Genomic DNA, 14,159 nt, shown 5'->3' on the forward strand with positions numbered 1-14,159 from the left:
ACTCGACCGAGTGGGGGTTTTTGTTTTTGTGCTTCGATTAATTGATGTTGATGATGTATTCATCATCAATTGCGCAAGCGTTACTTTTCTCAAGGCTTTTACACAAGTCATAAAACCAAGCTTCAAAACTTTGGCCTGTTGCATACTTATCGGACAATAGCTTTAGGTATTTTGCAGAATCGCCCCAAAGTAAAAACTCATTGATTTTGATCTTCTGAAATTCAAGTAATTTAAATTTCAGTAATACCTTTGCTGCGTAGTTTGCATGCTTTTCAGGTGATCGACGAAATTGTTCCAGTCGACTTCTTGCGCGATCAATTGAGGAAGAAACATCCGTAAAAGCACAACCGTGACCTGGCAAGACCAATTTGGGATCTAACTCTTCAATCGTATTGAGTGTAGATTCGACTTCGTCAAACGCACTAAGGCCTTCGATTTCAGGAAAAACTACACCAAAGCCATTTTCCCAAAGTGCATCGGCAGAAATTAAAACGCCATCGACCTCATTGAAGATGACAACAGAGTTTGGATCATGACCAGGTGCAGCATGAATACGCCAAATTTTCTCGTTGACCGTAACAAAATCGCCATCATGGAGTGAGCCCGTTCTAGTGAAAGGCGGGCAGTGTTGCCCGGTGGGCTCATACGTGAGTATCTGCGCGTCCCATGTGTCTACAAATTCTGCGTGTCCAGGAGGAATTAGCGTCTTTAGCGCTGGGTACATGGCTTGAAGATGTGCATTGCCACCACAATGATCACTGTGCAAATGCGTGTTGATGAGCGTGGTCAAAGGCTGATGTTTCAAAGCAAATGAAACGAGTGCATGCATTTGATCCGCATGAGTCCAATAGCCACTATCGACAAGTACAGCTTGGCTGGCATCTTGTAGCAACACGTTATTTGAGGACAACCATCCTCGTTCAAAAAAGGTAACGCCAGCAGGTAATGTGTGCATGATGTGATTTAGAACTTCGCCAGCATAAGCATTCATTCTGACAGCAAGCAATACAGTCAAGTTTCCTAACTGTGCTGCGCGTTACAGATTGTCAATTTTGTAGATTTAGAGTCGCGGCACTAAAGCCCTGTCAGTCAAAAGCAAGAATAGGGGAAAACCCGTAGAATTCATGCATGACTTTCGTACAGACTCTTGCAAGAACAACCTTAGAAGGGGGAAGACAAATGCTTCGCTTCACAGGTGTATCCCAAGAGCAACTCCGCAAAACCGAGGGGGCTTTGATACCAATTGCACCTCTCAGCATCGAACATCTGCCTCATATTTTGAAGCATCTGCTTGCACTGTCTGAGCACGACCGATATTTAAGATTTGGCTATACCGCAACAGACGCGCACATTCAGCGCTATGTAGACAACCTGAATTTCGATCGGGATGAAATTTACGGAATTTTCAATAGCGAACTTGAAATCATTGCCATGGCGCATCTAGCCTTGATGGAAGAGGCAGGTCGACAATCAAGCTCGGAGTTTGGGGTGTCGGTTTCGGCGCATGCACGAGGTCGTGGTTATGGCGCACGTTTGTTTGAGCGAGCAGTCATACACGCGCGCAATGAAAAGGTGTACCAGATGTACATCCATGCCTTGAGCGAAAACGCTCCCATGATTCGCATCGCCCGTAAAGGTGGCGCGCGAATTGAGCGCGATGGCTCAGAAACAGAGGCCTATTTAAGTCTGCCAAAGCGAAATTTAGACAGCCGTATGACCGAGTTTGTCGCTGATCAGTACGCTAAAACAAACTACAGCATCAAAGAAGATGCCAAGCGTTTCTGGAACTTCTTGGCAAAAGTCCAAGAAATCCGTGAAGGCGTGCGCGACGCACGTCACCAAGCTGCGGAATAAGTGAATAGCCCATCTATATGGGCTATGCTTAAGGCTTGTGAGACTCCCGCAGCACATGCTGCAACACTGTGATACCCCCGCAATCCCGAGAGAAAGAAAACCAAGACAAACGTGGCTATTGGCAACGCTTGGTAGAGTTCATACACCCTGGTCCAGATTCCCGCGAAGAGTTACTTGACGCGCTTTCTGACGCTGAGGATAACCAAGTCATCGGTGCGGAAAGCCGCTTGATGCTCGAAGGCGTGTTGCGCATGGCCGATCTGACAGCGGGCCAGGTCATGGTGGCTGCACCTCGCATGGACCTCATCAATTTAGATGCGCCAATAGAGGAGTCGCTTCACAAGGTCATCGACACGGGGCACTCACGTTTTCCTGTCTACGAAGGCGAGCGCGATAACTTGGTGGGCATCTTGCTCGCGAAAGACTTGCTGAAGCTGCAACGCGCACCTTCTCTGAATATCCGAACATTGTTAAGGCCCCCTGTCTTTATCCCAGAAAGCAAAGGTCTCAATGATTTATTGCGCGAGTTTCGCAACACGCGCAATCACATGGCATTGGTCGTTGATGAATTTGGACGCATTGCAGGACTTATCACGATTGAAGACGTCCTAGAGCAAATCGTGGGCGATATTGAAGATGAATTTGACAGCCAAGAAGATGTGGGCGATATCTTTGCGTTGGCCGATCACACTTATCGCGTCAGTGGGGATGCATCGCTTGAGCGCGTAGGCGAGGCATTTGGCACGCACCTCGAAGTAACCGCTGCAGAAGAGTCCGATGACACCCACTTTGACACCATCGGTGGATTTATTGCGCATGCCATGGGTCATGTGCCGCGCCGCGGCGAGCACTTTGAAATCAATAAATTACGTTTTGAAGTCTTGCACACGCGTGGTGGCGCTGTGAAGTGGTTCAAGGTTTATCCGGCACCAGAAGAAAAAACGCCGCAATAAGGCATGCAAGACAACGCGCAAGCATTCAAGGCATGGCCCATCAGCCTGAACGCAACAACGGTGTTGCTGATGGCCGGTATTGCGCAAGCGCTGTCACTTGCATGGCCGTTCGAGGGCGCATACAAAGGCGAAGCGCAAGGGTGGTTGCAATTGGTGAGCTTGGGCATTCTTGCCTACCAACTTGATCGCAGCAATTCAATCAAGCAGGCATTCGCCAAAACGTGGGTGTTTTCTTTGGCGTGGTTAGCAGGCAGTTTCTGGTGGTTGTTTGTTTCAATGCATCTATACGGTGGCTTGCCCGCGCCCATTGCTGTATCGGCTGTTATCTTGCTCGCTGCAGGCTTGTCGTTGTTCTACGGCTTTGCCGCATTGGCGTATCACATCGTGTGCAAAACGGGCGTAGGCGTTTTGCCTCGCGCTTGTACTTTTGCTGCAGTTTGGTCATTGGCCGAAATGGTGCGCGGCACTCTGTGGACGGGCTTCCCATGGGGTGCAGCGGGCTACGCACATGTCGACAGCATGCTGCAACACTGGGCACCATGGGCCGGTGTCTATGGTTTGTGTGCAGTATCTGCATTCATTGCCATGGCGGCGGCGGCCGAAAGGAAAGACAGCCGTCCCGCAACACGCTCAACGCAAATGTCAATTGTTGTCAGCGTGTTGGTGCTTGGCTACACCTGGTTCACATCTCCAAGCCAAAGCACGAATGAAGGGGCGCACTCAGCGAGCCCTATCAGCGTGACTTTGTTGCAAGGCAACATTCCACAAGATTTGAAGTTTGGCGAAGGCGTCAACCGCGCTCTGAGTGACTACCGCGAAGCCTTGTTATCAAGCGCCAGTGATCTCACGGTCACACCCGAAACAGCAATCCCACTCATCCAGCAACAATTGCCCGATCGTTATTGGACAGAGCTGGAAAACCATTTCAGCAAAGGCTCACAAGCCGCCCTGATTGGTTTGCCATTGGCCACAAGAAGCGAACAAGCTCAGCTGCAGTACAGCAACTCAGCCATTGCGCTGATGCCGCAAGCCACCCCCGCGTCCACTGCCAGCTACCAATACGACAAACACCACCTCGTGCCCTTCGGTGAATTTGTGCCGCCACTTTTTCAGTGGTTTGTTAGCTTGATGAACATCCCCTTGGGCGATTTCACCCGTGGCGATGTCGCCCAACCGAGCTTCGTTTTCAAAGGCGAACGGATCGCCCCCAATATTTGCTATGAAGATTTGTTTGGCGAAGAGTTGGCTCGCAGCTTTGCCGATCCAGACAAAGCCCCCACCTTGATGGTCAACCTCAGCAACATCGCGTGGTTTGGCGACACCGTGGCCATTGACCAGCATTTGAATATCTCGCGTATGCGTGCCTTAGAGCTTGGACGCCCCATGCTGCGCGCCACCAACACGGGCGCTACCGCCATCATCAATGCCCAAGGCCAAGTCACGCACCGCCTGCCCAGTGCCGTGCAAGGCGTCTTGACCGCAGAGGTTTATGGCGTGCATGGAGCCATCACGCCTTATGCCCAATGGGTGTCAGTTTTGGGGCTTTGGCCGCTGGCAGGCTTGGCGGTATTGACCTTATTGATCGTCGCCACCATGGCGCATGCATCTAGGCACGGCCAGAGGCGTTTCGGCCCGTAAAATCAGAGGTTTGCGGGCGTATTGACCTGCAGCCTAAATTGCCAGCGTCTGCTGGCCACTTTGCATGCTGACTTTTCAAGAAATCATTCTCACACTCCAGTCCTATTGGGCCAAGCAAGGCTGTGCATTGCTGCAGCCCATCGACATGGAGGTCGGTGCGGGCACCTCGCACACAGCCACGTTCTTGCGCGCCTTGGGTCCAGAGCCTTGGAAGGCTGCTTATGTGCAACCTAGCCGTCGCCCCAAAGATGGCCGCTATGGCGAGAACCCCAACCGCTTGCAGCACTACTACCAATACCAAGTGGTGTTGAAGCCCGCGCCCAGCAACATTTTGGAGCTGTATTTGGGCTCGCTCGAAGCACTCGGTTTTGACCTCAAGAAAAACGACATCCGCTTCGTCGAAGACGATTGGGAAAATCCAACCTTAGGCGCATGGGGCTTGGGTTGGGAAGTTTGGCTCAACGGCATGGAAGTCACGCAGTTCACCTACTTCCAGCAAGTGGGCGGCATTGACTGCAAGCCCATTACTGGCGAGATCACCTACGGCCTAGAACGCTTGGCCATGTATCTCCAAGGCGTGGACAACGTCTACAACCTGCAATGGACCGATGGCCTCACCTATGGCGACGTGTACAAACAAAACGAAGTGGAGCAATCCACCTACAACTTCGAGCACAGCGATGCCGAGTTCTTGTTCACCGCTTTTGGCGCGCACGAGAAACAAGCTCAACACCTCATGGGTGCACAGCTCGCATTGCCTGCGTATGAGCAAGTGCTCAAAGCCGCGCACACATTCAACTTGCTCGACGCCCGTGGCGCCATCAGCGTGACCGAGCGTGCCGCCTACATTGGCCGCATCCGCAACTTGGCGCGCGCCGTGGCGCAAAGCTATTACGAGAGCCGTGAGCGTTTGGGCTTCCCCATGGCCCCGCGCGAGTGGGTGGAACAAATGCCAAAGAAGACCGCTTGAGCGTAGGACACAAGAACATGACGACACAAAACCTACTCATCGAACTCTTCGTGGAAGAGTTGCCTCCTAAGGCTTTGCAAAAACTCGGCGATGCTTTTTCTAGCGTGCTGTTTGACCAACTCAAAGTCCAAGGCTTGACTGCCACTAATTCAGTCGTGACAGCCTACGCCTCACCACGCCGATTGGCCGCACACATCACCGCGGTGTCGGCATTGGCTGCTGACAAAGCCGTGCAGCAAAAACTCATGCCCGTCACCGTGGGTTTGGATGCCAGTGGCAACGCCACCCCCGCCTTGCTGAAAAAGCTGCAAGCCTTGGGCGCAGGCCCTGAGGCCGTGGCCCAACTCAAACGCGCGCCCGATGGCAAAGCAGAAGCCTTGTTTTACGACAGCATCGTCAAAGGCGCGAGTTTGGCCGATGGCCTGCAAAAAGCCTTGAGCGAAGCCATCGCCAAATTGCCCATTCCCAAAGTGATGAGCTACCAGCTCGAAACTGACTGTGAATTGCCAGGCTGGAGCAGCGTCAACTTCGTGCGCCCCGCGCACAGCTTGATCGCCTTGCATGGCAGCACCGTGGTGCCTGTCAAAGCCTTGGGCTTGACCGCTGGCAACAGCACACAAGGCCACCGCTTTGAAGCCAAGGTGTCGCCCGTCGTGTTGGTCAATGCCGATATGTACGCAGAGACACTGGCCAAAGACGGCGCTGTCATCGCCAGCTTCACCGAGCGCCGTGCTGAGATTGCACGTCAACTCGAAGCCGCCGCAGCCAAAGTTGGCGGCGGTGTGAAAGCGATTGACGATGCAGCATTGCTCGACGAAGTCACCGCCCTGGTCGAACGCCCCAACGTGTTGGTGTGTGAGTTCGAAAAGCAATTCCTCGACGTGCCGCAAGAGTGCCTCATCCTCACGATGAAGGCAAACCAAAAATACTTCCCGTTACTCGACGCAGCCGGCAAGCTCACCAACAAGTTCTTGGTAGTCAGCAACATCACGCCCGATGACGCGTCTGCTGTGACGGGCGGCAACGAACGTGTGGTGCGCCCTCGTTTGGCCGATGCCAAATTCTTCTTTGACCAAGACCGCAAAAAAACACTCGCTTCGCGCGTGGATGGTTTGGCCAAGGTGGTGTATCACAACAAACTCGGCACGCAAGGCGAGCGCACCGACCGCGTGTGCGCCATTGCCAAAGGCATCGCGGCCTTGTTGCCACAAGCCAAAGACGCAGCCTTTGTGCAAGCCGTCGACACCGCTGCACAGCTGGCCAAAACAGATTTGCTCACCGACATGGTGGGCGAGTTCCCCGAGTTGCAAGGCATCATGGGCGGCTACTACGCCCGTCACGATGGTTTGGGCGAGGATGTGGCGCAAGCCATTGAAGACCACTACAAGCCACGCTTTGCTGGAGACGAATTGCCACGCAACACGGTGGGCGTGGTGGTGGCTTTGGCCGACAAGTTAGAGACCTTGGTGGGCATGTTTGGTATTGGCAACTTGCCAACGGGCGACAAAGATCCGTTTGCTTTGCGTCGTCACGCCTTGGGCGTGGTGCGTATGTTGAGCGAAGCTAATTTGGATGTGGGATTGGATGCGTTGATTGCACAAGCCATTCCCACATTCGGCGACAAGATCACTGACCCCGCTGCCGCTTTGTCCTTATTCATTTACGACCGCCTCTCAGGCGGTCTGCGCGAACAAGGCTACTCGGCTCAAGAAGTCGAAGCCGTGTTGGCCTTGCGCCCACAACGCTTGACGGACGTGAGCAAACGTCTGGAAGCTGTTCGCGCCTTCGCCGCATTGCCTGAAGCCTCAGCCTTGGCGGCCGCCAACAAACGCATCGGCAACGTGCTCAAAAAAGCAGGCGAGGTCGATGCACACGTCAACACCGCCTTGTTCAAAGAAGATGCCGAGCAAGCGCTGTACACAGTCATGCAAAAGCTGCTGCCCGAGTCCGAGGCGCAGTTCAACGCGGGCGACTACACCGCCTCGTTGCAAACCTTGGCCACTTTGCGCTCGCCCGTCGATGCGTTCTTTGATGATGTCATGGTGAATGCCGAAGAGATGGACTTGCGTTTGAACCGCCAAGGCATGCTCAAGAAGTTGCACGAAGCCATGAATCGCGTGGCTGATTTGTCCGCCCTCGCTTCTTAAAGCTCAGACATGCAAACCAAACTCGTCATCCTCGACCGCGACGGCACGATCAACCAAGACAGCGACGACTACGTCAAGTCGGCCGATGAGTGGATTGCATTGCCAGACGCGCTCGAAGCAATTGCGCGTTTGAACCATGCGGGCTGGCACGTGGTGGTGGCGTCTAACCAATCTGGCCTAGGCCGTGGTTTGTTTGATGTCGCAGCTTTGAACGCCATGCACACCAAGATGCACAAGCTCTTGGCTGCTGCGGGTGGCCGCATCGACGCCGTGTTTTATTGCCCGCACAGCCCAGAGGAAACATGCAACTGTCGCAAGCCCTTACCTGGCCTGTACGAGCAAATCGGTGAGCGCTACGGCATGGGCCTCAAAGGCGTGCACACCGTGGGTGATTCGCTGCGCGATTTGCAAGCAGGTGCTGCTGTCGGTTGCGCCACTCACTTGGTGCACACAGGCAAAGGCGAAAAGCTCAAGGGCCAGCCACTGCCTTCAGACTTCCCTCAAGGCACTGTGGCACACGATGACCTCAGCGCATTTGCAGACTGGTTGCTTGCTCAGTCCGAGCCCGCGGCCAAAACCAACAAAGCAGGAGCCCACGCATGATCGCCATGCTCCGTTCGACGTTGCACATGGCGTTCATGTTCGTCACCGTCATCCCTTACACCTTGCTCATCTTGCTGGCGCGTGTGTTGGGTGCCAAGGGCAACGTGCGTTACGCCTTTGCACAAAAGTGGCTCACGCTCAGCATCGATGCTGCACGCGTCCTCATGGGCATTCGTTACCAAGTGCAAGGCCAAGAAAACCTGCCTGTGGGTGAAACCAGCCCCGCCATTTTGTTGGTCAAGCATCAGTCCACATACGAGACGTTTTTGATGCCGGCCATCATGCCGCACCCTTTGGCCTATGTGTTCAAAAAAGAACTGCTGTATGTGCCGTTCTTTGGTTGGTCCATTGGCAGCTTGGACATGATCCACATCGACCGCAGCCAACGCGCCAAAGCGTTTGCCAAAGTGGTGGAGCAGGGACAGGCTTTGCTCGACAGAGGTGTGTGGGTCATCATGTTTCCAGAAGGCACGCGCATCCCACGTGGTGAACGCGGCAGCTACAAAACAGGCGGCACACGTTTGGCCATTGCGACAGGCGCACCGGTCATTCCAATTGCGGTGACCTCAGCCAAATGCTGGCCACGTAAAGCCTTCATCAAGACGCCCGGTGTGGTCGATGTATCAATTGGCAAGCCAATTCCTAGCGTCGGTCGCGATGCGGAGGAGTTGATGCGCGAAGTCGAAACGTGGATCGAAGCTGAAATGCACCGCCTCGACCCCGAGGCCTACGTCGGCCAACACTGAGCCCACACGCATGAGCCGCTTCTTGCAACTCGTGCTCGACATGTTCGATGGGGCCACCACCAAAGCCCTGCAAGGGATCGACGCAGACAAGCGACCCGGGCCAAAAAAACGCCAGCCTCGCCAACCCAAACGTCTCAAGCCGCAAAGCTTGATCGGCGGCTTGCATCGCGATGACAACGTCTTGCCACCAGCGCCTGCGTTGCAAGGCCCGCACATGCCGTCGGAGCCCTTGGGTCAAGTTCTACCCAAAGCGCATTACGCACATCCCCGCGCCACACGGCGCATTCAACTCGGCACCACCGATGTGGCTTATGCCTTTCGGCGCGGCAAGCGCCGCACCATTGGTATGGCGATCGGGCCGGATGGCCTAGAGGTGAGTGCTCCGCGTTGGGTCACGCTGGGTGAGGTGGAGTCCGCCCTGCACGAAAAAGCCGATTGGATTGCGCGCAAACTGGTCGAGATGCAAGAGCGTCAGCAGCAGCTTGGAGCTGCGCGCATCGTGTGGGCGGATGGCGTGGTGTTGCCGTATTTGGGAGATCAGCTCAAAGTGGTGCTCGACTCAAGCAGCACGCTCAAAAAGAACAGCGCACAGTTTGAGTCTGCACAACAGACGCAGGTTGGCGATGCACTCTGTGTCGGTGCAGATGCCGTCACGCAAGCTCCTGCACCCTTGTTGCACACGTTGCGCCTAGGGCTACCGCTCAACGCCGAACCCCAGCAAATCCGCGACGCCGTTCAAGCTTGGCTCATGCGCCAAGCCAAAGCTTTGTTTGTGGAGCGGCTCAACCACTACGCGCCACAGCTGGGTGTGCAGTGGCAGCGCGTGTCGCTCAGCAGCGCGACCACGCGCTGGGGCAGTGCCAGCGCCAATGGAGCGATCCGACTCAACTGGCGGCTGGTGCACCACAAACGCGACGTGATCGACTACGTGGTGGCCCACGAACTCAGCCATTTGCGAGTCATGGACCACAGCCCGCGGTTTTGGGAAACGGTGCAAAGCGTCATGCCCGATTACGCCCAACTTAGGCGTGTTCTTAAGGATGAACCCTTACCTCCGTGGTCTTGAGTTGGTTTTTGGAGATTTCCCGTCATAATTGACGTTTACGTAAACGTAAACAAGGAAATCATGGCGACCACCTATTCCATCAGCGATCTAGCGCGTGAGTTTGACCTCACCACGCGAGCCATCCGTTTTTACGAAGACATGGGCCTGTTACAGCCCGAGCGCTCAGGCCCCGGCGGACGTAATCGCGTGTACAGCCACCGCGACCGCACACGCCTCAAGCTCACCCTGCGAGCCAAGCGTTTGGGCCTGTCGTTGACCGAGGCCAAAGACCTGATCGACATGTATGACAGCCCGCGCGATACCGGCCCGCAACTGCAAAAGTTCTTGGTCGTGCTCGATGCGCACAAGCGCGAACTCGAAGCGCAAATGTCTGAGATTCAAGCCAACCTCGACGAGGTCAAAGCCCATGAAAAAGAAGCTCGCGCCTTGTTGGCCAAGCAAGGCGACAAGCCTACTAAAGCGATCAAAGCTACGAAAGCGAGCAAGGCATGACAGCCGCTGCAGCCACTGCGCATCCCGAACTTCACGCCCGCATCGAAGCCAGCTTTGTGCGGCAAGGCATGATGCAGCACCTCGGCGCACGCATCGTGTCGGTAGCGCCTGGTGAGGTCGAAATTGCCTTGCCTTATTCAGAGCGTGTTACCCAACAACAAGGCGGGTATCACGGCGGCGCCATGGGCGCATTGGCCGACATTGCCGCTGGCTACGCAGGCCTCACTTGTGCCGCAGAGGGCCAAGAGGTGACCACGGTCGAATACAAGATCAACTTCCTCGCCGCCTTCTCTGGCGGCGAACTTCGCGCACGCGGCCATGTGGTGCGTGCTGGCAAACGCCTCATCATCACCACCGCTGAAGTGGTTCACCTCGACAACGATGGCGGCGAGTCCCCCTGCGCTTTGATGCAGCAAACCCTCGCCACTGTGAACAAAACCTACTGATCCAACGGAGACGCACCATGAACAACCTACCAGGCCTGAACTTTCAACTCGGTGAAGACATCGACGCGCTGCGCGACGCTGTGCGTGAATTCGCCCAAGCCGAGATCGCCCCGCGCGCTGCGGAGATCGACCGCAACGACCAATTTCCCATGGACCTGTGGCGCAAGATGGGCGACTTGGGCGTGTTGGGCATCACCGTGGGCGAAGAGTACGGCGGCGCCAACATGGGCTACCTCGCGCACATGATTGCCATGGAAGAGATCTCTCGCGCCTCTGCCAGCGTGGGCCTGAGCTACGGTGCGCACAGCAACTTGTGCGTGAACCAAATCAAGCGCAATGGCACCGATGCGCAGCGCGCCAAGTACCTGCCCAAGCTCATCAGTGGCGAGCACGTCGGTGCGCTTGCCATGTCCGAGCCCGGTGCGGGTTCTGACGTCATCAGCATGAAGCTCAAGGCTGAAGACAAAGGCGGCTACTACGTGCTCAACGGCAGCAAGATGTGGATCACCAACGGCCCCGACGCCGACACGCTGGTGGTCTACGCCAAGACCGAGCCCGAGTTGGGCGCACGCGGCGTGACGGCCTTCTTGATCGAGAAGGACATGAAGGGCTTCAGCGTCGCGCAAAAACTCGACAAGCTGGGCATGCGCGGCAGCCACACTGGCGAGCTGGTGTTCCAAAACGTCGAAGTACCAGAGGCCAACATTTTGGGCGGCCTGAACATGGGTGCCAAAGTGTTGATGAGCGGTTTGGACTACGAACGCGCCGTGCTCACAGGCGGGCCCTTGGGCATCATGCAATCGGTGATGGACAACGTCATCCCCTACATCCACGACCGCAAACAGTTTGGCCAAAGCATTGGCGAGTTCCAGCTCATTCAGGGCAAAGTGGCCGACATGTACACCGTGCTGCAAGCCGGTCGCAGCTTTGCCTACACCGTGGCCAAGAACCTGGACTTGCTCGGCACCGACCACGTGCGCCAAGTGCGCAAAGACTGCGCGTCCGTCATTTTGTGGACTGCTGAAAAAGCCACGTGGATGGCGGGCGAAGGCGTGCAGATTTTTGGTGGCAACGGCTATATCAACGAATACCCACTGGGTCGTTTGTGGCGCGATGCCAAGCTGTACGAAATCGGTGCAGGCACCAGCGAAATTCGTCGCATGTTGATTGGTCGCGAGCTGTTTGCCGAGACAATGTGAGACTAGCGCCCGAGTCCCGGGCGCACTTCACATGTGACGCGTGACCGAATGAAAAAACTTCTTGCCCTGTTGATGACGCCTCCTCGTGCCGTGTTGCATGGCATGGGTGTGGGCTTGTGCGTTGGTCTGGTGCTAGCTGCGTGGTTCAGTATGGCACGCGTGCTAATGCTGGCTTACTACTGGCCTTCACCTGGCAGTGCGCTGTGGGCAGAGTTGCCCGTGGCTTTGCTCATGGGGTTTCGTTTCGACATGAAAATGGGGGCCATCGCTACCCTGCTGCTGTTTCCGCTGCTGGGCTGGCGCTGGCGCATGAGTGCGGTGATCATCAAGATATGGGCCAGTTTGTTCGCACTGTTGGCCGTCATTAACTTTTATTACTACGGCTTTTACAAGCTGCCCATTGACAGCGTGATTTTTGGCTTGGCCGATGACGACACTGTCGCAGTGCTGCACACTATCTGGCAAGATTTTCCCATGTTGCAAATCGCCGTGGTGTTGCTCTTGGCCGTGTGGTCTGCCAATGTGGCTGCGTTGCGCGTGGGGGAGCGTGCGTTGCAATGGTTGCAACAACATTGGGCGCGTCCATGGCATTTGCTGCTGATTCCCGCTGTGTTGCTCCTTGTGTTGATGGTCGGTAAGGGCACACTCAAAGGCATGGCCTTGCAACTGGATAACGTCACTGCGACTAGCAAACCGTTTTTGAATAATGTCATTCCCAATGGCGTGACTGCGCTCTACAACGCATGGGACGCGTACCGAACCTCCACCGATATTGGTGAGGAAGACACAGGTCTCAAAACGTTTGGCTTTGACAACTACCAAACGGCCGCACGCGTGCTAGGTATCACTGCCACCTCGCCCGAGGGCGTGCGTCTCGCCATGATGGCCTCGGGACACAACCAACGCAATGGCAAGAACTTGGTGTTCTTTCAAATGGAGTCATGGAGCGCTGAGCCATTCAAATACCAATCTAATGACATGGATGTGCTCGCGGGATTGAAAGACAAACTGCACAACGCATGGCTGTTTGACAACTTCGACTCAGCTCATCACGGCACTCATCCTGCGCTCGAAGCGATTTTGTACAACACACCTGTCACGCCCATCACCAATGGCAAATACCGTCACATCAAGTTGGATTGGGGCGTGCCCTTTGCCATGAAAAAAGCGGGCTACGACACCTTGTTTGTGACATCGGGCCAGTCGGGTTGGCGTGAGCTCAACCGCGTGTTGCTCATTCAAAGTTTCGACGAAGTCATTGATGCAGCCACCTTGCGCGCCAAGTATTCAGGCGCAGAGGGCGGGATCTGGGGTGTGTGGGATTCCTACATGTTTCGCTACATCGAAGAGCGTTTAGCTCAGCAGCCCAAAGATCGGCCGTTGTTCATCTATGCGATGTCGACCACCAACCATCCGCCGTATGAGTTGCCCTCGGACTACAAGCCATTTGCGTTCGACGTCAACAAATGGCCAGGCGATAAAGGCTCTGAGCATTTGATTCCTAACTTGCAAACTTACCGCTATGCGAATGACGAGTTGGCCAAGTTCGTCACGGCCGTCGAGGCCAGTTCTGCTGCTGCTCGCACTGTCGTAGCCGCTACTGGCGACCACAACGTGCGAACCTTTGGCCAATACGCCACGCCTGAGAGTCAAGTGCTGCGTCAGCAAGTGCCGTTTGTGGTGTGGGGTGCTGGCAAGTTGGCTTGCCCAAGTGCCCTGCATCAAGTGGGTAGCCATTTAGACATGTTTCCGACCTTATTCTCATTGCTGGGTGTTCATGAGGGCTACATGATGACGGGGCGCGATTTGGCGGAGTGCCCCACATTGCGCAACACCGATGAGGCCATTGCCGTTACCTTCATTGGTCAAGCGCGAACCAATCACGCGATTTGGAGCATGGGCAGTGCCAACACCTTGGCCTGTCAACCCGTAGGAAGTGTGTGTGAATGGCAGTCCAAACAAGATGCCAAAGCGCGAGCTCGCGTAGCATTGTTGGACTGGAATATCCGTTATCACATCCAGCACGCTACAGGGAGAAAATAAGC

Annotated in this window: 13 protein-coding genes; 12 read left to right on the forward strand and 1 reads right to left on the reverse strand. The window is 55.2% G+C overall.

Annotation, left to right across the window (positions count from 1 at the left end; all coding sequences use genetic code 11):
• Nucleotides 1-37: 37 nt before the first annotated feature.
• A complete protein-coding gene (locus B9Z35_RS00195; RefSeq protein ID WP_233246432.1) occupies nucleotides 38-1,015 on the reverse strand; it encodes an MBL fold metallo-hydrolase in 978 nt (325 codons plus the stop codon).
• A gap of 164 nt (nucleotides 1,016-1,179) precedes the next feature.
• On the opposite strand from B9Z35_RS00195, the gene B9Z35_RS00200 reads away from it, so the two are divergent.
• The 12 genes from B9Z35_RS00200 (at nucleotide 1,180) to B9Z35_RS00255 (ending at nucleotide 14,157) form a co-directional block, all read left to right on the forward strand.
• Nucleotides 1,180-1,854 carry a GNAT family N-acetyltransferase gene (locus B9Z35_RS00200; protein WP_233246433.1) on the forward strand — a complete coding sequence of 225 codons (675 nt, stop codon included), beginning with the start codon at nucleotides 1,180-1,182 and terminating at the stop codon, nucleotides 1,852-1,854.
• Between the two features lie 68 nt (nucleotides 1,855-1,922).
• Complete coding sequence (locus B9Z35_RS00205; protein WP_108281679.1) at nucleotides 1,923-2,807, forward strand: HlyC/CorC family transporter; 885 nt, start codon at nucleotides 1,923-1,925, stop codon at nucleotides 2,805-2,807.
• Nucleotides 2,808-2,810: 3 nt separating this feature from the next.
• Nucleotides 2,811-4,445, forward strand: coding sequence for an apolipoprotein N-acyltransferase (lnt, locus tag B9Z35_RS00210; protein WP_108281680.1), 1,635 nt, complete (start codon nucleotides 2,811-2,813; stop codon nucleotides 4,443-4,445).
• Nucleotides 4,446-4,509: 64 nt separating this feature from the next.
• A complete protein-coding gene (gene glyQ / locus B9Z35_RS00215; protein WP_104797084.1) occupies nucleotides 4,510-5,415 on the forward strand; it encodes a glycine--tRNA ligase subunit alpha in 906 nt (301 codons plus the stop codon).
• A 17-nt stretch (nucleotides 5,416-5,432) separates the two neighbouring features.
• A complete protein-coding gene (gene glyS, locus B9Z35_RS00220) occupies nucleotides 5,433-7,562 on the forward strand; it encodes a glycine--tRNA ligase subunit beta (RefSeq protein WP_108282742.1) in 2,130 nt (709 codons plus the stop codon).
• 9 nt (nucleotides 7,563-7,571) lie between these two features.
• Complete coding sequence (gene gmhB / locus B9Z35_RS00225; RefSeq protein WP_108281681.1) at nucleotides 7,572-8,165, forward strand: D-glycero-beta-D-manno-heptose 1,7-bisphosphate 7-phosphatase; 594 nt, start codon at nucleotides 7,572-7,574, stop codon at nucleotides 8,163-8,165.
• Nucleotides 8,165-8,911, forward strand: coding sequence for a 1-acyl-sn-glycerol-3-phosphate acyltransferase (locus B9Z35_RS00230; RefSeq protein ID WP_108282743.1), 747 nt, complete (start codon nucleotides 8,165-8,167; stop codon nucleotides 8,909-8,911). The genes gmhB and B9Z35_RS00230 overlap by 1 nt, the downstream gene beginning before the upstream one ends.
• 10 nt (nucleotides 8,912-8,921) lie before the next feature.
• Nucleotides 8,922-9,977 carry a M48 family metallopeptidase gene (locus B9Z35_RS00235; RefSeq protein ID WP_108281682.1) on the forward strand — a complete coding sequence of 352 codons (1,056 nt, stop codon included), beginning with the start codon at nucleotides 8,922-8,924 and terminating at the stop codon, nucleotides 9,975-9,977.
• 60 nt (nucleotides 9,978-10,037) lie between these two features.
• Nucleotides 10,038-10,469 (forward strand): MerR family DNA-binding transcriptional regulator, encoded by a 432-nt coding sequence (locus tag B9Z35_RS00240; RefSeq protein ID WP_108281683.1) that lies wholly within the window; start codon nucleotides 10,038-10,040, stop codon nucleotides 10,467-10,469.
• On the forward strand, nucleotides 10,466-10,915 hold the full coding sequence (locus B9Z35_RS00245; protein WP_233246434.1) for a PaaI family thioesterase: 450 nt from the start codon (nucleotides 10,466-10,468) through the stop codon (nucleotides 10,913-10,915). Before B9Z35_RS00240 ends, B9Z35_RS00245 begins: the two co-directional genes overlap by 4 nt.
• Nucleotides 10,916-10,932: 17 nt before the next feature.
• Complete coding sequence (locus B9Z35_RS00250) at nucleotides 10,933-12,114, forward strand: isovaleryl-CoA dehydrogenase (RefSeq protein ID WP_108281684.1); 1,182 nt, start codon at nucleotides 10,933-10,935, stop codon at nucleotides 12,112-12,114.
• A 48-nt stretch (nucleotides 12,115-12,162) separates the two neighbouring features.
• Complete coding sequence (locus B9Z35_RS00255; RefSeq protein WP_108281685.1) at nucleotides 12,163-14,157, forward strand: LTA synthase family protein; 1,995 nt, start codon at nucleotides 12,163-12,165, stop codon at nucleotides 14,155-14,157.
• Nucleotides 14,158-14,159 lie beyond the last annotated feature (2 nt).

This window comes from Limnohabitans sp. Jir61, from assembly GCF_003063545.1.
Taxonomy (GTDB): Bacteria; Pseudomonadota; Gammaproteobacteria; order Burkholderiales; family Burkholderiaceae_C; genus Limnohabitans.